Raw genomic sequence first — 19926 nt, 5'->3', positions numbered from 1 at the left:
TTCTAAAATTTTCTCCCAAGGCTCATGATTAATTTGCTTTTCCATTACAGATACCTCCTGATTTTTATATCTGTAATTTTATCAAGGAAATTTTAATATCTCTAGGTGTCTATTTTTTTACGCTTACAATCAATTCACTTATCTTGGTTTGAAATGTCTCTAAGTTTTTTCTCTCTGTGATTAATGCTTTTTTCCGTGAAGTAAGTAGTTCCACATGTTCTTCAGCAGCACGAATTGCCTTTGTACAATCCATAGCATCTAGGCTATCTTCCACTTTTTTAAGTCTTCCACGAATATCCTTTGCTTCCTTTTGAATCACTTCTAGCCTTTTATCATCGTCTTCCAACTGTCTCTCTGCCAGATCAATAAATTTTATCGCTTCATCAATGTCCCGCCTGATTCCAAGTAGCTTTTTATAAGCAATTTTCACATCATCAGCAAGAATAACATTTTTAGCATTCTGCAATCCATCAAATAGTTCAAGTATTTCCTCAAGTTCTTTGATTTCTGCATCTATCTTCTCAAATGTGGCATTCAATGTATCAATATTATTCTTGGCTTCTACTAATTTTGAAAAGTCAACCTTCTTCTCTTCAAGGACACTTTCTCGAATAAACTGATCTATCTTCGCATCTGGATCATAAGACATAATGCTGCGTAGTTTTCTGCGAAACGCTACTATCTGTTGCTCACTTAATCGCAATCCCGTCCTTTGCATAAACTTTGCAATACCATCTTTTGCATCCAGCATTTTAAAGCTGTATTTTTTCTGTAATTCAATACCATTATATGGAATACTTAAACCATTTTCTTCATACACATGATCTAAATCAGATAGTTTTGAATTTTCCATCATGTATCGATTTGTGTTAAGACCATTTGCAGAATTAGTCTCTATTACCGTACCAAGCACAAAACTTCGTCCCATTTCCTCTTCAAACATTTCCAATACGATATGAGTATATACATTCGGAAACTGATCTGCAGGTCTCATATATGTTCCCGCCGTTGCATCTAATAACCCTCTAGTGTAAGAAGACAAAGTTCTGCTTCCTTTGTTTTCTGTAGATTTATTAAATACTGTATCTCCATACAGAGCATACTTAATAGCATCTAACAGAACAGACTTACCATTACCATTCTTTCCAGCAACTAAAGAAAAGCAACCAATGGGAACTGTTATATAATTAAAGCCATACCAGTTCACTAAGCGAACGGATTTTAATAATATCATTTCTCATCCTCCTCTTCTTCAGAACCCTCCTGCTCCTCTTGTAATCCTCCATCCTTCATATATTCAGCAGATACTGTCTGAAACTGTGCCACATCCCAGCCAAATTGTAATGAAGGATATAGAGTAACGATTGCATCTTCCGTCTTGTCCTTTACATCAAAATCAATCAAATTATATTGTTTAAATAATTCCATTGCTGCAGACAATTTTCTACTGCCTATGTCGACCTCATAAGCTTTGATTTTATCAATCAGATCACCACGCATAACTACATTCTCTTCATTATATCCAAGGTTTTCTAGATAAACCTCCCAAAGAACCAAAAGCAAATGATATTGCTCTGTTGTAAAGGTTACAATATTAGCTCTCTTAAGACCTACAGCGTCTTCATCTGCTTCATGTGTCTTTAGCATAGCAATCTTCACATTAGTATCCACGAGTACATCAAAACCAATCATTCGCAGATAGTCCGAAATATCTTGTCTATTAGATTCTCTAGAAATAAACGCATATAGTTTTTCATCTTTATCTCCGACAATAAATGTAGATTCCAAAAGTTTGCGTATACATCGCTTAAACAATATATTATTTTCTTCTTTAATTGATATATTTAGTTTAATGTCGCTCATTTATCTCTTCCTTTTTATTCTAATATTACTGATACTGGCAACCTCTGTTTCGACCATTCCACCAAGAAATTCTACTTCATACGGAAACTCATCCGAACCAGAATATATAATACTCGCTGCTATCATCATAGCTTCATCTCTGTTTTTTATATTCTGATCACTAGTTGTAACTGACACTTTGTCACTTAACAATGCGTCGAAATAACTAGCGACCTGGCCCACACTATATCGATCAGGATACTCATGTAAAAGCTCCTGCGTCAATTTTGCTTTCTCATCATCCGATAAAGCACTTATAACAATTGCACCACTCTTTATATTTGGACGTCGTTTCTTCCTCCGCTCAATGGATTTTTTTCCAATATGCTTATAAGATGATAGCTGAAAACTTTTTGAAATTTCAGCAAGAGTTATTTCTCGTTCTTCAGCATCCATTTCCTTCAATATCATCAACAGGTCATTCAGATAAGTTTGCATATTTGTATTATTACTGAGTGCCATCAATATTCTGGTTGAATACAAATTATAATAATTGTTAATCTTTTTATCTATGTAATCCATTTCCTTCACATAGTCATAATTGATAAATCCCTGGATTTCAGTAAATTGTCCATAAATAATTTCTCTAGCCTTATACTCATCCACCTGATTTAATGTTTCATATTCATGGATCATATTATCATATACATCAGTATTCATAACCTGCCTAAGCATCTTTTCAATTTCAGCTATGTAACCAGGAATAAGTCCATCTTTCTTTATGAAAAAATAATCATTAAAGAATAAATTCATCATCTCATCTTTAATCAAAAACTGACCAAAAGTATTTACTTCCGTCATCTTAATGACTATACGCATTATTGTGCGTATACTATCTTTCAAAATCAAGAGCTCATTTTTCAAATCTGAAACATTATCCGTAAGTGGAATAAGAATATTTGAATAAGGTCTGATTGTTCGTCCATGTTCTGTATCCAATGCAGATTTTAACGTATCATAAATCGCAAATATATGATTTGTCAGTGCACCGCTCGTATCACGATCAAAGATACGTTGAATCGAACCAATCATCTTTCTGCAATAAGGCATTACCGAAGCAATGTTGTCTCCATTGCGACCAATTTCACGTTCAGAAATCCAACCACAAGAACGAAAGTATCTTAATATAGCACTAGCATTCTCAGCGTCAGATTTTTTACTACTAATATTCTCATCACCATTATCACTACCATCCTCATCCTCTACTGCATAAGTGCAATTGCGCAAATAGAGGATGATGCAATCCTTTGCGTCTGTTTCATAAAGCAGTGGAATAGTCTTCGACTTTTCAATCAACTGCAAAATGCACTCATAATATATTCTTCTGTTCTTACAACACAATGGATTAAAGAAATGATCGTATTCCGCTTTATCAAATAAAATCATATGCGATACCTCTTTTGCCTACCATTAGCTATATTATAAATACACAACTGTTTTCCATTTAAGTTCCTTTAGTTTTGCGGCACAATTTTTCTGTTAATTGGATACAATATATATTAATCGTATTCTTTTAAGCAAACTTTGTCAATAATTCCGTAAACCCTCCAGTTCTATAATAGGTAAAGGCACCCTGCAACAATGCAGAATGCCTAATTAACATTTTCATTCATCTTTCAACTTCCATACTCATACCAGATTTGAACTCAACCTCAAATCTCTCATCGTGTACCGTGATCTTTTCAATAAGCCGTCTGACCAGATGTTCATCGTATGTTTCAATCTCTAATAACTGTTCATTCAGGAATTCTGTCATTTGTCTTATGCGTTGTTTCAATCCTTCACGCTCTGCACTCTCTATCAAAGCATTATGCTTTTCTTCTCGCAGCCGATAAATCTCTTCAGCAATATCGTTATAACCCTCCTTAGAATTGGCCCGTATTAATAGTTGCTTTTGTAATTCTTCTAGCTTTTTCTCTATTTCAGCTACTGCAGTGGTATCCTGTTCATTAATTACTGTTTCTATATTATTGCTAAGAACTTCTAAAAAATCATCCTTTTGCCCCAGCAAATCATTAATTGCTTTTATAACAGCTGATGCTAGAATAAAAATAATACAAGTGAAATTGAGAAAGTTCCCGACAAGTATTAGAATAAATATAAAAGATGGAGGAACTTAATCATGAGAAAACAACATGACAAACAGTTTAAAGAAGATGCTGTAAAATATTATATGGATCATAAAGAACTTGGAGTAAGAGGTTGTGCTCAAAACCTTGATATAGGTGGAAGCACCCTGTCAAAGTGGATTAGAGATTCTAAAAGCGAAAATGGTATTCAGGTTCGCGGTTCAGGTAATTACTCCAGTGATGAACAGAAGGAGATTGCACGATTAAAACGTGAACTTCGTGATACAAACGATGCTCTTGATGTATTTAAAAAAGCTATAAGCATTCTGGGAAAGTGACAGAAGCAATTTATCTTAAAGTCCAAAATAAATGTGAAGACATCAAGGAGAAGCGCCGGGTTTCTGTCAATGGAATGCTTAATATATTAGGCGTTTCACGTTCAGGGTACAATTCATGGCTGCATCGATTACCCTCAAATCAGCAGAAGAGAAAAAAGATTGTAAAGAAAAAAATCAGGGAAATCTATGACAAATCACATCAAAACTATGGTGCTCCTAAAATTGCAAAAGAAATACAGAAAGCTGGTGAAAAAATATCTGAACATACTGTTGGAAAGTATATGAAGGAACTTGGAATTAAAGCTCAATATATAAAACCATTAAAAATGAAATTTTTACTGGAATTTAGCTGCGAAACTTCTGTCTATTGCACAAAATAATAGCAAATATATTTTAATATCAACTATCTTCGGAAAGAACCAGTTTACCGCTTACGTTACACGAAAGCCTTTTGGTTTCTACCTGCTTAATCGAATGTTTATAATAGGATGGCTGACAGTTTTTATGACGGATGTGGTTAATCCAAAAAGCACCTCACCAGGCCAATTACTCCTTTATTATAAAATAAATAAGTGCAAATGGTAACCTAATAATTTAGGATATCACTTACACTTTTATAGTACCAAAAAGCACCTGCTTTAAGTAAGTGCTTCTTCTCTCATGTTTACTTTTATAAAATATTTTTATAATTACTCGCGCCATAAAGTATGCGCATGATAATCACCTGCTGTTTTTTATCATCTACAAGATAAAAAACAATATAATTATCTATTATAAGCTTTCGATAACCTCGCTGCTTTAAAGTTTCATCCAAAACCAAGCTACAAGAACAGGGAAAATCCTTAAGGCGCAGAATTTTATTTTCAAATTTATCCATTAAATTCTCAGCGGCCTCAGGAGCGAAAAGATTACCAGAAATATACTTATATAATTCATCTAAATCTTCCTCAGCCTTAGTTGTAAACTTTAAGCTATATTCATTATCTCCCATGCTTTTCCCTCAGCCTCTTAAACACCTTTTCTCCATCTTTAAGCGATGTGCCATTCGCGAGTTCTGCTTCCGCTTTAGATAATTTGTTGTAAACTTCTACAAGGGCCATTTTACGTTCATAAGTTTCCATACTCATTACTACCATGTCACCATAACCATTCTTGGTAATAAATACCGGTTCTTTACTTTTATGACATATTTCAGAGATTTCGTTGGTGTTTCGTAAATCCGTTATAGGTCTTATTTGTGGCATCCCAATCACCTCACATTCATTATAGCATAATTATGACATAATTATATGCAAAATACAATACAATTTTTATAAGACTAAATTTCATTAGAATCTATTCATTTAGCCAATTCTTCAAATGTTTTTAGATATTTACTTAATCTTAATGCCAATTAAAATATATGTTCCTCTACTATTTTCCACACATTTGCAATAGACACCTTAAACAATCTATCAGGTATTAAAATTGTCTCTTTATCTCTATCTATTTTATTCATATTGCACATTGCAGGATATATTTTTATTTTTTTCTTTAGTGTTCCTATATTTATCCAATAATTATTTTCTCCTTTTATAATGTGACCTGGTTCTTCCTGCAATTGTGCTATTTCTTCAAGTGTTTTCATATAATCAATTTCTTTTTTTTGATCAACTTCAGCTAATTCACCCTTTCTCACCCAGTTTAACAACTGTAATCCTGCCTTGCGATCCAAATTTGCCCTGATAGATTGATTCCAAAAATTTTGCAAACAATTTGGGCATGCTGTTTCACAATTACATTTTTTTAATCTATTTTCAGCTTCGTCCATCACTTCCTCTATTAGATCTGCAACTCTATTTGCATATCCAGCTCCACTTGATAAACTATCATATAAATATATATCTACATAAATACTTTCCTTACCATATCTTAACCGATATCCTGATCTTAAATCACTAAATTCAATATCCAAGACCTTACTAGCTGCTAGTGCTAATGCTTCAGATAATGATGTCGCTGCGGGTATTACCCATATGTTTAAACTATCTTTAGCAATATTAATATATTCATTTTCCAATTTTAATTCTAAAACGAGCATATCAGTATGTATATCACAGCCCAAAAATACTTTTTGTCTCGTATGAGAACATTCTTGCATATCTTTCTTCCATTTATAAGAAACTTTATACGGTCTCTTTCGTTCTTTTTTATCTTTACCCGAGCTTACACATGGATCAATGGCACCACATTTAGTACATAAATCAAAACCTTCATCATCAGGTCCTTTATTGACGAGAATCAATTGCTGATCTTTTCTATTTTCCATACAAATCAGCCCTGTTTTTGATATTGAATCCATTTTACTTGTATCACCATAAACTGAAGCATAGGAAGGTTTACTTACAATGGAGTATTCTTGATTATCTCTCACTTCTGGAATTTTCATTCCATCTCTTGCTGTAAATCCCCAAGGTTTAATCAAAATTTCTTCCCTTAAACTACCTCCACACAATGGACAAACTCCTGTTTTGTTTTCTAATCCAAACCATCCACAGTCATGATTCTCACAACAATAAATGCGTTTATTATATTCATTCATCTTTAACCATGGTTCCGCAGCTTTATATGCATATTCCTTATTATACTTAGTATAATAATCATATAAACCGCCTGAAATATAGGACTTTTTATCAATAACAAGCATACGGCCCGGAGCATATTCACTAAGGGCAATATCAATACTTCTTTCAGGACTTTGTTCTACTTTACCATATTTATCTTCAACCCAAAAATGTACAATATCTCTTGGGAAAGAGTATGTTGGCAATAGGCCTTCCGTAAAGAGCTCATTCATCAATGAAATATATTTCTCTTTTTCGTCTTCTTCACATTTTTTACTTGCCCTGTAAATAATTGGATTTTTATTAACTTTTACTTTTATTTCTTGAAGCTGCTTTGTTATATCTTTTTCATATTTATCCCAACTAATTGAAATTTCATCAGGTATGAGTCTTCTTACTCTTTCTTGTGACAATGGTAATCTATCTTTTAGCCATTCAATGAAATTTAGATAATTGGGCTTTACTTCCTCTGAAAAGAAATTTATAACATCTATGTCAGCCATACTCATTTCATAGGACATAAAAAATTCTTGTAATAAAATCAAATTCAGATGTCTTCCGATTAGTTTTTCATTAGTATAGTCAATCCAGGGTATTCTGGGATTACCTGAAATAATCTCTCCTGGATGATTAAAATACCATGCATCATGCGGTCCATTTTCTGTATATGTTACAATGGTAGAAACAGCTGCACCTTTCCTTCCTGCACGTCCGGAACGTTGTTGATAGTTTTCCCTCATAGGCGGTATATTTCTCAAGCCAACTGCTGTTAATGACCCAATATCAATTCCTACCTCCATAGTAGTCGTACAACTTAAAATGTCAATTGGCTCACTATTCTTTTTTATTAAAATATTTCTAAAAAGCATTTCATTTTTTTCCGTAGTTGCCCAAACATCATTTTCTTGGCTTTTATGAGATAATTGTGCTGTATGCTCGTCAGTCACAAAGTTCTTAATTTTTCTTCCTTGTATCGCTTCTATTACAGGCTTTCTCCAAAAATCATATCTTTCTAAGTCTTTTTGTGACATCTCTGATAAATAATCCTTACTGCCACAATAAATACAACTATCAAATAAAGTAAATGTAGATGTGCCTGAACACCTATTGCATCTATACCATTTACCATTTTCATTTGTTTTTAACATCAAATTGCTCGACAGCAAATATCTATTATTATGAGATACATGGCTGTCTTTGTTTACATCAGTAAGCAGTAAAACAAAATTTCTTCTCATCTCTTCTATCTGATTTTTATTTATTCCATTTGACTTTAGTATTTCAATCAAATATTTAGGAAACTTATCTTCTTCTCTAATACCTAAGTTCCCTTTATCGAAAGGTAATATACTGTTCCTCACTTCATCAGATACTGATGGAAATATAGCTATATCTTTAACTAAAATATTTTGAATCCATGTATTATATATATTTCTAATAATATTTACATCTAATCCAGTATTTCTTTTTACTCCTTTTAATACTAATTCCTCCAATTCCTCTGCATCTTCACCTTTTTCTAAAAGAACAACTTGTCCTAAGCAAAGGTTATTAAAAGAACGATAACTATCACTGATGTTTTTTAAAAGAAGCTGATAAAACATTTTAGGTGGAGTTCCTAACCTTCTCGCCATTCTTTCATAATCTAACCCTTTTTTATTTTTACTACCATACATATCTCTATAACGTTCTAATTGTTCATTAAATTCTTTTTTTTCATCTCCATAAAAAAATGAAATATTATTTTCCTCAACAACCTTAAGAAATGCATAATACAATATATCAAGCGATTTCTGCTCTTCACCATATCTTTTATTTAACTCTTTTTGCGCCATAAAAATGGCTTGTCTTCCTGCATCTCCATCAGTCGCTATTGTCAAATCACGTGCTAGTGTAGCTGCACGCTGCCTACTGTCAGAAAACAGGAGCACTTTTTTTCCCTCATTCTTCAATTTTGCATTTTTAACTGGCTGATCTATCAACTGCTCTGTAACTAAATTGGCAAAAGGTTCATTTCCCCTTACCCTAAATGGTGTTGGATTATTTTTTTCTCTCCCGCAATTGGGACACATCTTAAAAGTATACATTTTTTTATCTTTATCATAAGTTCTCGGTATTAATACTCTAATAAATCCTTTTTTATTAGAAAATTCTTCTCCTTCATATAAAATTCCTGTCTGACTGTTAATATATCCAAATATAGATTCTTTTCTTGATTTACTATTTTTTACTCCCTCTTTAAATATATCATCTTTAGTTCTATACTTTGGTGCCAACCACAAATGTATTTCTCTAGGATTATCGATAAATTTACTGCTATCCTGCCATAAAAACGTGTGATATCCCATATCTTCACTTTCTTTAAATGCTCGAATAAATAATGTGCCGCATCGTCTATCTCCAACAAGTTCAAAAATTCTTCCTCCGCATTTGGGACATGTAAAACTAGGCTCATTGCTAATATGTCCTATTTTTATTCCCATTATTTCACTCTTATCCTTACACTCAGGATTTATGCAAGCGTATATACCATTTATTCCCCTGAATAACAAATGCACTTTAGCTGAAAGTAATACCTTACCATCTCTAGATCGTGATAATGCTCCTAATGCCAATAAAATCTCCGTTGCCTTTTCTGCATCTTCTTGAGAAACTCCTTTAAAAACACATTTGGCAATTTTCTTAAATGGAACAGCACTACCACTGCATAATCTAATCAGTTCCAACATAGGTGGATATTTAGATAATTTTTCATAGAGCCAATCATTATAATTATCTGTAATTTTCCCCCACTTGAATGATTGCGAGAGTATAATAAGCTGATCCTTTAAATTCTTTTCATCACCCTGTAATTTATCATAGTCAAGCTGTAAAAGGCAATTCACATCTTCTTTATTACCTTTTTCATGACCTAGTAGCAGCGTTTTCTCTCCTTCAATAATAGAAAATTTATCTTTTTTCAAACTTTGCCCTGTTAAACCACAAGCAAATTCTCGTAATTCCTTTTCACTGTTAGGCGGTACACTAGCACTAGTTAATATACATTTAACTTGTTCTCTGCTAATATCTAACTTATCCAATAGTCTTCTAATAAGTAAAGAAACTTCTCCCCCTGCAGCACCTCTATACATATGAGCTTCATCTATGACTAATAAAAGTTTATTATTTATTGAACGTTTTAACCATTTTCTTGTCTTTTCCCAAAAGCACTGCTCAATAGGTCTCATAAGCATAAATTCAAGCATACTGTAATTAGTAATAAGGATATCAGGGCATATTTTCTGCATTTCAGTACGCGTCAGAAGTTCAGCATCATTCTCCCCGGTTACTTGAATTCCCTTATCCAGGGCACAAATAAAAGCATTTAAATCTTTAGCTGGAATTTTTCCTGCTTTTTTCAATTCTTCATATAACATTTTCTTATATTCACCTTTTTGATAATATGTACTTTTCAATAATTTAGAAAGCTTCTTATTTTTATTTTTATCTTCTTTTCCTGAATAAGGTGTACGTCCCGTATACATACCAAACCTTAATCTTCTGACATCATTATTACTTTCCTGTTTCATAAGGTTCATATAAGCATCATCTGCTCTTCCTACAATATTGCGTATTCTTCCCAGTTGATCTGATACTAGAGCATTCATTGGATATAAAATAAGTGCTCTTATACCTTCTTGTTCCCAATTATTTATATCAGCAGCTGCTTGTCCTATCATCTCAGTTAATATAGGCCAAAGAAAACATTCTGTTTTACCTGAACCAGTCCCAGTCGTAACTAACATATCTTTATCATGATAAAAAGCTTCGAGTGCTTTAACTTGATGTGAAAAAGGTGTATCAAAAACACCTAAATTATTTTTTACTAAATAATCTAAGTATCTCTTTATATTTTCATCCAAATCTGCATTTTTAAATCCTTCTATCTCAACCTTATAATTTTGTGTTACTTCAATAAAAGGCTCCCGGAACAATACACCTTCTTCATTTAACATTGATTTTGTAGCTTCTAGTAACAAATCATTTTCTGCAAAATATTGAGCCTTAATATAATTTGCAAGTTTTTCCTTTAGCTTTTCATGTATCTTTCTGATTCCTAATTGACTCACTATTTTTCTCCTTTCTATAGTTATTTAAATACTACTTGAATCCCTAATCCATCCAGCATATCTTCTATATCTTCCCACATAAATACAGGAATTTCTCTTAAATAAATATCGTCATACGTTCTTTTAGGCCAGGATGACATTAAAAGTATTCTGGTCTCTGCATCAGGTAATCTACTATGGCAATGCAATTCTATTATTTTTCCATTTGTTTTTGCTTTAAATATTGCAGGCTTACCACGATAATAATCCAAAGCATACATAATTCTGTTTATCTCTTTCTCCCTATAATACCATTCATCCAGTTTGGCCGTAAAAAATTTTCCTTTTTCATGATACAGTAAAACATAATTGCATTTCTGATCACTTCTTCTAAGTAATGAAATACCATTAGGAATACATGATCTATTAAGTTTTCTCCAGGCTTTGCTGTGCCACAAGCCATTTTCTCCACTAAAATATTCATAGTCATCTTCTAATTCATCTAGCTGCCAGGAAGCATTTTCTTCTAAAGATCTATAATATTCCTCTAAGTTGCATTCAGGTATATTAAACACTTTCCTATAATTAGGTTCACATTGTTGCTTTTTATTTCTCCATTCTCCCAAGCCAACAGCACAAGCCCCTTTAAGACTACTGTTCCAATCTACACCACCCAAAATCAATTCATTGTTTTTAAAATATACTATTCGCTCAGGTGATGATGTCAGCCACTGTGTTTTACATGTTTTATTTATTTGATAACAAAAAATCAATTTTTCAATTATATAATTACTCAACTCTTTTTTTACTGACCGGGTGTCATTTACTTCTGTCCACTTTTTTAAATGAGGAATTGCATTAACTAACCCATTAGCAACATGTCTTAGTCTTTCATTTACATAGCGTTGACTTACGCATGGATATTCTCTTTCAGTTTCATTCATTATTTCAACATAGGAATTTCCTAGGATTTGAACTTTTGCCCATGCTGCCAATGCACAATATATCACTCTATTGCCATATTCCTCAGCCGTCTCGCCATCAAAAGGATACATTCTTAAATCTCTCGAAATTTGTAGTATCAATTCATCCATATCAATCACCTACTATAGATTCCTTTAACTCCTGTGCAAAATAATCAGGATAGTTATCTATATTACTCCCGATTTTTTCTCTTACATCATCTTTAAACATTGATTTTAAATCACATATACTTAAACATTTAAGAGCACTTCCCACATCTTCCATATTACACAAATAAGCTAGTATCAAACTTCTAGTAATTATATAGGAATCTTCAGCTTCAATATATTCAAGCAGTCTTTTTAGCTTTTTATAACTATCCTCTATATTCAATTCACTTTTTCTAATTGATCGCAACATTTCCGTATTATCGGCATAATTATAATTACATTGTATCACTGGTCTAATATCTAATATTTCAATAAGTGCCAGATATTCAAATAAATATGACGGCATTAAATTAACCATATCAATATCTTCACATGAAATCAATATAATTTTATTGTCTTCTTCTGATTCAGTATACTCTTTAAAAAGCGGCAGCATTAAAGATTCATTCATCTGACCTATTGCATTTTCTATTAAAATAATCTTTGCTTCAGAATTATGATAAAGATCTATCAATTCATTTATTTTACTATATCCTGCTGGTAAGGTTATAATAAGAGGTGTTTCTCCTGCATATGAACAGCTTATGGCTTTGGCAATTTCCCTGGTCTTGCATCCTACAATAAGTGGTATCATTTTAGCTGCCAATACACTTATTACATAATCTGACCATTCATCTCTATCTCTTCCTACACCTATGTTTTCAAGATTGAGTGATATTGTGTCACTCCATTCATATTTATCTATACCTTTACATAGATCTATTTTATTACACTTAGTTTGATGCTTAATATACAACTGCATATTATTCTCTTTTGTCTGCAATTCCTTTATATTTAAAACTGAAGATTCTAACGCTGATTCAATAAGCTTTTTATCAATATTATTAATAAAATCACTTAATACACTGTTATATTCTTTTAATTTTTTCTGAGATTTTTCTTTTTGCTCATTTAAGTTTATAATTTCTTTTTTTAAGTCAGCAACTTCTTTTCGCAATTTCCTAATATTTTCCTCTAAGCTATTCTTTTCATATATTTCTCTATCTATTATTAATTGATTCTCTTTTTCCCATCTTACTTTGTATTCACTGCTATAATTTTCATATCGTCGATTTAATTCATTTTCTAGATACTCAATCTTTTTATTTTGATCTTCATTTATATTTTCTAACTTTTGATTTTTCTGCTTTTCCTTAATTATATTTTGCTGCCATTTTTCTTTGTTATCATTTAATTCTTTCTTGATTTCACCAATCTTAGATTCTAAAGACTCTGATTTCTCTTTTAAATAATCATAGTTCTTCTGTTGTTCATCTATATATTCATTTTTTTCATTAAGCATTTGATTTATATTTTCAATAGCCCTTTCTTTTTCCAAAATTTGTGAGCTTAAAATCTGATTTTCATTTTTGAATTTATTTTCTATAGCTTTAAGTTCTTTCTCATATTTTATTTCTAATTTTTCTTCTTCTTTTAGCACCCGCTTTTCTATTTTCCTGAGTTCAACAACCTTTTCAATACTGTTTTCAATCATTTCTCGTTGCTGTTCATTAATATAAATCCCATTTAAATTCAAAAATAACGAAACCCATTCCATACTTTTTCCTATATATTTTGACTCCATTTTTTCTAATAAAATATCTAATAACTTTATATAATTTTCTTCTCTATTACTTTGTATTGTCTTTTCTATATTTTGCATTGAGCCAAATTTTGATTTTATATATTGATTAATTTCATCTAACCTTCCACCTACATTTTTTTCAACAAAATTAATCACCACACTATTTTTTCGTTTAATCTCATTTGAAAAAACATTTGGTATTTTCCTTTGCAATACCAGTGAATTCATTTTTAAATCTGCTCCATCAAGTTCATTTCCAAACAGTTTTCTTTTTTTCTTTAAAAATTCTATCAGCCCAGGTGTTATAGGTAGAAAAAATTCTATTATTAATCTTATTTTACTTTTATCCAACTTTTCAAATTCAATCATTATATTATAAATTCTCCCCCATTTTATGTAAAAGTCCCTGCAGATTTACAGGTACTTTTTCTGTCCAAATCCACTTATATAAGATTTTATATATATCTTTGTTTTCTTTAGTAAGATTTTTTCTAAGCTTGTACATTAATATTTTATTTTCATAAGTTGCAGAACCTGTAACTCCTCCTCTATACATATAAAATTTTTCACGTATACCTTTCCAATTTATTTTTCTATACCTGCAAACTCTATTATATCTGTAATATATATTTCCAAATCCCCTGCAATCAATATTTATTGTTCTTCCATAATCTATTTTCTCTAAGCCATATTTACCCGAATATATACAATAATTACCTTTCATCACTCTTGCTATAATCGGAACATTAGAATCCATAGACAAAATACCTTTTTCAGGGACAGAATTATTATCCTTGTTATAATCGATGATATTTCCTCTAATATCTTTCATTATTATTTTAACTTCTAATAAATTTTTATAGTTTAATCTTTTTTTATAATTTAAAATATACTTAATCTCTGCTGAAACATTTGTATCGTCTGTATTGTCTAATATTTTTTGATCTTTAATTATTTTATTTGTAATTACAACGACTTTCTCACTAAATGCAGATATATCAGAGATTTTAAAGACTCTATTACCCGATAAAAAATACATTTTCCCATCTTGTATTTCGTAAAGGTATTCACTACTATTGTTAGGTAAATGATAAAACCATGCTGTATCACCATTAAAAGTAAGTTCTTTTCCATCACACACAGCAGGCGGCCACAAAGGTATAATTTCACTTATTTTATCAGCAAGATGATACCTTTTTCCTTCTATAAACTGTCTTACCTCTTCTGTAAATTTTATAATTTTCATCTCATATATATTAAATACTTTCTGTTTGCAGTTTTCTTTCAATTTAATTTGACCTACATTTTTAAATACAATACCATTAACCCAAGGTGCTTTTTCCAAAAACATCATTCTATATTTTTTACCAACATAAATATTAGCTTTTATAGCTACACGATATCCTCCATTTTCACTTGAGTAATATATGTCATTTTTTATATCAATGCCTTTTATTCCATACAGCCATTTCCTTTTTACTTCTTTAAATTCTGTACCTAATTTAGGTTTAATACTGATATCTATCCATTTGGTAATATCATATACTCTATAATAACTTAAATTTTCTATACAGCACCACTTCTTTTTGTTAATAAGAACTTCTGCCCGATTTTGTATCAATTTATTTCTGCAATTTTCACTTATAGTAGGAAAATAGGCACGGAGTTCAAACCTATTCCCATCATTACACAAATACAATGGAATTCCACCGTTCATCACATATGCAACATCAGTTGCATTATCAATTTTACTATACCCTAAACTTTCATGATACTCAGGACACATACGCTGCAAAGGTGTTCTCTCTTTTATCACATTATGTGCAAAACAAGGCTTTTTACCATTCCTCAGAACTAGTTTTTCTATACAATAAGGGCAAAAATATTGTTTCCATTGTAAAGCATTTTTATAATGTACTTTTCTGCCTTCTTTATCAATACCAAATTTCATTCTGTACCTCCACACAAATTACATAAGATTGCCAATATTCAATGTAGAATATCAGACTTTATAATACCCTTCATCTTCCGCAACTTTCCCATAACCTGAATATGCATGGCTTTCCACATTACCACACATTAATTCAGCCTGCTTCATTACAGTTTTCAAAGCACTTTTAGCCTGCTTGGGAGGATAATCATATTTTTTCAAAAGTCTCTTTATAATTCTCCTCATACCTGCCTGGGCACTTTTTCTTATACTCCAGTCAATAGTTATATTTTTTCTGATTACTGCAGTCAGCTCATGAGCTATTTTCTTCAAAACATCATCTTTCATAAATTGTTTTACAGCATCATCTGCTGTCAGGGCGTAGTAAAAAGCAGCCTCATCTCTATTCATTCCCAAATCTTTTTCATTCTCCACATCTTTCTTCATTTCATTGGCCATTTTTATAAGTTCTTCTACAACCTCTGCATTGGTAATAGCCTGATTTCTATACTTATTCAGAGCCCTCTTGAGTTTTTCGGAGAATTTTTCCGACTTTACAAGATTGCCTTTCTCCATGGTCTTTATATTACCTTCAAGCAATTTTTTCAGCATTTCCACAGCAAGATTTTTATATTGTATATTTTTGATCTCTTCAAGGAACTCCTCTGATAAAATTGATATATCAGGCTTTTCAATACCCATAACATCAAATACATCTATTACTTCCTCCGATATTATGGAACGCTGAAGCATTTGGTTTACTCTTTCTTCAATCTCTTTTTTGGATTTTTTCCGGAGCTTTTTCTCCTGAAGCTTTGCAAGGCTTGCCTTTACACATTTAAAATAACTTATCTCAAGTGCGGATTCTTTCCCTTCAGGTGTAGCTGCACAGAGCGAATGGGATTTTGCAAGTTCTACTGCTATCTGTTTGAATTCCTTCTGCTCTTTTTGAGATTTTCCCAATACAAAGTTCATTCCGCCGGTAATTGCCCTGATTCTTCCCGCCTGTGACTTACCCATATAATCGGAATAATCAAAGCGGTGCATCATATCCTGTAAGATTTCCAGTTTTTCCAGCATGACAGCCACTGCTGCAGAAGTATCTATTCCAGTATTCTTCCTATCATTGTCCGTATATTCATTCAAAGCCTTTTTTAAACTTTCAAGAATACCCAGATAATCAACTATGACCCCACCAGCCTTATCCTTAAAAACTCTATTGACTCTTGATATTGCCTGAATTAAATTATGGCCCTTCATAGGCTTGTCAATATACATTGTATGCAAAGATGGAACATCAAAACCTGTAAGCCACATATCACGGACAATGACTATTTTAAGTTCATCCTCATTATCCTTCATCCTTTTGGCAAGAGTATCACGTCTCTGTTTTCCTCCAATATGTTTTTGCATCCTGGGCTCGTCCGCAGCGCTTCCAGTCATTACAATTTTAATCTTACCCTTGTATAAATCATCACTGTGCCAATCCGGCCTCAATTTTACAATTGCATCATACAAATCCACACAAATCTTTCTGCTCATACATACAATCATGGCTTTTCCATCGACGGTTTTGGCCTTTTCCTCATAATGACTAACAATATCCTGGGCAAGTTTTTTAATTCTGTTAGGCGATCCAACTACTGCCTCAAGTCTTGACCATTTGGATTTATTCTTCTCCTTCTCCCTTTCTTCCTGACCTTCTGTAATTTCTTCAAATTCATCATCTATCTTCTTGAGTTCTTCATCATTGGTCTCAAGCTTTATTACCCTGTTTTCATAGTATATTTTAACTGTGGCTTCATCCTCAACAGCCCTTGTCATATCATAAACGTCTATATAATGGCCGAATACCGCCGGTGTGGATTTGTCTTCATTTTCAATGGGTGTACCTGTAAATCCTATAAAAGAGGCATTGGGCAATGCATCCCTCAAATGCTTTGCATATCCATATTTTACCTTACCTGTTTTAGTATCTGTTTTTGCTTCCAGACCATACTGGCTTCTGTGAGCTTCATCAGCAATAATTATCACATTTCTCCTGTCTGTTAAAACCGGCATTTCATCACTCTCCGGCCTGAATTTTTGAATAGTGGTAAATATAATTCCACCGGATTCCCTGTCATTTAACAGATCATAAAGTCCATTGATTTCTCTTACATTTTCTTTAACCTGCTGATTTTTCTGTTCATCGGTCAATTTTCTGACATCAGCCTGCCTGGGAGTCTGCCTGAGCAGATCTTCCGATTTGGAAAAGGTCCTGTACAACTGGTCATCCAAATCATTCCTATCAGTTATAACCACTATGGTAGGATTATTGAATTTTTCAGCAAGAAGCACTGCATAAAATACCATGGTAAAGCTTTTCCCCGAACCTGTAGTATGCCAGACAACACCTATTTTCCTGTCTCCATGGGCACTTATTGCAATTTTAGTTTTCTCCAGTGCCTTTTTAACGGCAAAATATTGATGATACCCTGCAAGTATCTTTATTATGGTCTTTTTATCCCCAATTTTGTTTCCATATGAATCCTTTTCTTCTTCTTTGGATTCCTGAAATAAAATAAAATTCTTAATTATATCAACAAATCTTTCTTTCTCAAACATTCCCTTAAACAGCACTTCGTACTGCGGAACAGACAGAGGCTCAATATTTTCTCCATCTATGGTTCTCCAATTCATGAATCTTTCTTCATTAGAGGTTATGGTTCCAGCTTTTGCATTAATTCCATCAGATATTACACAAAAGGCATTGTAGTTAAAAAGAGAAGGTATATCCCTTTTATAGGTTTGAATTTGATTGTAGGCATTTTCAATCCCTACATTTTCATCAGAAGCAGATTTAAGCTCAATGACCACCAGTGGAATACCATTTACAAATACTACAAGATCAGATCTTCTCTCTTCATTTTCAACAATGGTAAATTGATTTGCCACCAAAAACTCATTATTGCTATTGTTTTCAAAATCCACAATATAAGCTCTTTTTGTCCTTGCCAGTCCGCCTTCCATATAGGAAACTTCCGCACCCTCCGTTAAAAGTCTATGAAAATGCCTGTTGTTCTCCTCAAGCACAGGACTGTTAAAAGTTATTATCTGCCTGTAGGCATCTTCAAGGGCTTCCTCCGGCAAATCCCTGTTTATTCTAAACAGTGCATCCTTAACTCTATCCTTTAAAATGACATCCCTATAATCTTTCCTTTCAGGATAATCTCCGTCACAGGATATATCAGGAGCAAAGACATAATCATATCCAAGTTTCTTAAATATTTCTACAGCTGCCTGCTCCAGCTGATCTTCCGTAAAATTTTCAAGTGCACTCATGGCATAACCCCCTCCTTATACTTATTTTATCATCTTATATGACATTTTATACAAAAAACAACTATTTGCTTCTATGGAAAATTTTTATATTGCCTTAACAATCTTTTTCATGTATAATTTAAATATAATAACATATGTTAATAATATATTGCTTAAACGAGGCGGGTGATTTATTCCCTGCTATTCGTCAATTGGCAGTATTTAGTAGGTTATCAAGAATCTTAGTTGTTTGGTGGGTGATTTATTCCCTACTAAGTTGACTAGGATTCTTTAGTTCTATAATATTTTAACCAATCATATATCTTAATCAATCGTCTAAAATTAGTTTTATCAGCACTTCTACCATTACTAAAAATATCAGGATTATTTTTATAATAATCTCTTAAAAAATTGCCAAGTGATTCAATATCAATATTTTCCTCTTGTAAAAAGGAAATTAGCCATAAGCTCTTATTAGGATCATTATTTGATACAATATGATTTACAGTTTTATCAATGCAATCTTGTCTTTTTTTATTATTACGTATTGATCTGCTTAATAAATCCTCATATTTTGTCCTAATTGCATGCTGCACATATGCAGGTATTTCAACTGTCGCTTTTGATATATATTTGTATATTGGAACACTTCCCGTATTACGTTTAAGCAGTACAGGCAAACTTTCAGTAACTACAAGATTAGAGTCATAATTTCCATTATCAAATAGAACATCTTTAAATATTTCTTCAACCTTTAACCCACAATATCCTTTTTTACCAAATTGAGATAAAACTCCTACACCAATTACAACTTCTATATTATCCAGATTTTCATCATCTTCTATTCCAACAACTTTCATTTTTGTAGTAGGTTCATTATTGATAACCAAGTCATAAATTTCTTCCTTAAGTCTTCTTAATACAGCAGTATTATAT

14 protein-coding genes are annotated in these 19926 nt (G+C 32.2%); 2 read left to right on the top strand and 12 right to left on the bottom strand.

Annotated features, from left to right (window positions below; all coding sequences use genetic code 11):
- Nucleotides 1-109: 109 nt before the first annotated feature.
- The 4 genes from CLLU_RS14505 to CLLU_RS14490 form a co-directional block, all read right to left on the bottom strand.
- Nucleotides 110-1234: an ATP-binding protein gene (locus CLLU_RS14505; protein WP_106010504.1), complete on the bottom strand. Its 1125-nt coding sequence runs from the start codon at nucleotides 1232-1234 to the stop codon at nucleotides 110-112.
- The gene (locus tag CLLU_RS14500) at nucleotides 1231-1863 is read right to left on the bottom strand and encodes a DUF4194 domain-containing protein (RefSeq protein ID WP_106010503.1); all 633 of its coding nucleotides are present in this window, start codon (nucleotides 1861-1863) and stop codon (nucleotides 1231-1233) included. The genes CLLU_RS14505 and CLLU_RS14500 overlap by 4 nt, the downstream gene beginning before the upstream one ends.
- Entirely contained in the window at nucleotides 1864-3288 is a 1425-nt protein-coding gene (locus CLLU_RS14495; protein WP_106010502.1) for a Wadjet anti-phage system protein JetA family protein, read from the bottom strand.
- A 223-nt stretch (nucleotides 3289-3511) separates the two neighbouring features.
- Nucleotides 3512-3913, bottom strand: coding sequence for a site-specific recombinase (locus CLLU_RS14490; RefSeq protein ID WP_242977660.1), 402 nt, complete (start codon nucleotides 3911-3913; stop codon nucleotides 3512-3514).
- Between the two features lie 111 nt (nucleotides 3914-4024).
- Here CLLU_RS14490 and CLLU_RS14485 point away from each other — a divergent pair, with 111 nt between their 5' ends.
- Nucleotides 4025-4309: a transposase gene (locus CLLU_RS14485; RefSeq protein ID WP_106010500.1), complete on the top strand. Its 285-nt coding sequence runs from the start codon at nucleotides 4025-4027 to the stop codon at nucleotides 4307-4309.
- Nucleotides 4306-4689, top strand: coding sequence for an IS3 family transposase (locus tag CLLU_RS14480; RefSeq protein ID WP_146127609.1), 384 nt, complete (start codon nucleotides 4306-4308; stop codon nucleotides 4687-4689). Before CLLU_RS14485 ends, CLLU_RS14480 begins: the two co-directional genes overlap by 4 nt.
- A 290-nt stretch (nucleotides 4690-4979) precedes the next feature.
- On the opposite strand, the gene CLLU_RS14475 is transcribed toward CLLU_RS14480, so the two are convergent.
- The 8 genes from CLLU_RS14475 to CLLU_RS18765 form a co-directional block, all read right to left on the bottom strand.
- Entirely contained in the window at nucleotides 4980-5300 is a 321-nt protein-coding gene (locus CLLU_RS14475) for a type II toxin-antitoxin system RelE/ParE family toxin (RefSeq protein ID WP_106010498.1), read from the bottom strand.
- A complete protein-coding gene (locus tag CLLU_RS14470; RefSeq protein WP_106010497.1) occupies nucleotides 5290-5553 on the bottom strand; it encodes a type II toxin-antitoxin system Phd/YefM family antitoxin in 264 nt (87 codons plus the stop codon). Before CLLU_RS14470 ends, CLLU_RS14475 begins: the two co-directional genes overlap by 11 nt.
- Nucleotides 5554-5702: 149 nt before the next feature.
- Entirely contained in the window at nucleotides 5703-11021 is a 5319-nt protein-coding gene (locus tag CLLU_RS14465; RefSeq protein WP_106010496.1) for a DEAD/DEAH box helicase, read from the bottom strand.
- A 20-nt stretch (nucleotides 11022-11041) separates the two neighbouring features.
- Nucleotides 11042-12094 (bottom strand): hypothetical protein, encoded by a 1053-nt coding sequence (locus CLLU_RS14460; protein ID WP_106010495.1) that lies wholly within the window; start codon nucleotides 12092-12094, stop codon nucleotides 11042-11044.
- A 1-nt stretch (nucleotide 12095) separates the two neighbouring features.
- Entirely contained in the window at nucleotides 12096-14126 is a 2031-nt protein-coding gene (locus tag CLLU_RS14455; protein ID WP_106010494.1) for a hypothetical protein, read from the bottom strand.
- A 4-nt stretch (nucleotides 14127-14130) separates the two neighbouring features.
- Nucleotides 14131-15708, bottom strand: coding sequence for a competence protein CoiA family protein (locus CLLU_RS14450; protein WP_106010493.1), 1578 nt, complete (start codon nucleotides 15706-15708; stop codon nucleotides 14131-14133).
- Between the two features lie 51 nt (nucleotides 15709-15759).
- On the bottom strand, nucleotides 15760-19011 hold the full coding sequence (locus CLLU_RS14445) for a type I restriction endonuclease subunit R (RefSeq protein WP_106010492.1): 3252 nt from the start codon (nucleotides 19009-19011) through the stop codon (nucleotides 15760-15762).
- A gap of 260 nt (nucleotides 19012-19271) precedes the next feature.
- Nucleotides 19272-19926 (bottom strand): hypothetical protein (locus CLLU_RS18765; RefSeq protein ID WP_207656016.1); only part of this gene is annotated, 655 nt, incomplete at its 5' end.

It is taken from the genome of Clostridium luticellarii (genome assembly GCF_002995845.1).
GTDB classification, from domain to species: domain Bacteria; phylum Bacillota; class Clostridia; order Clostridiales; family Clostridiaceae; genus Clostridium_B; species Clostridium_B luticellarii.
The sequence above is the reverse complement of the archived record's forward strand: the minus strand, read 5'-3'. Positions and strand labels throughout refer to the sequence as shown.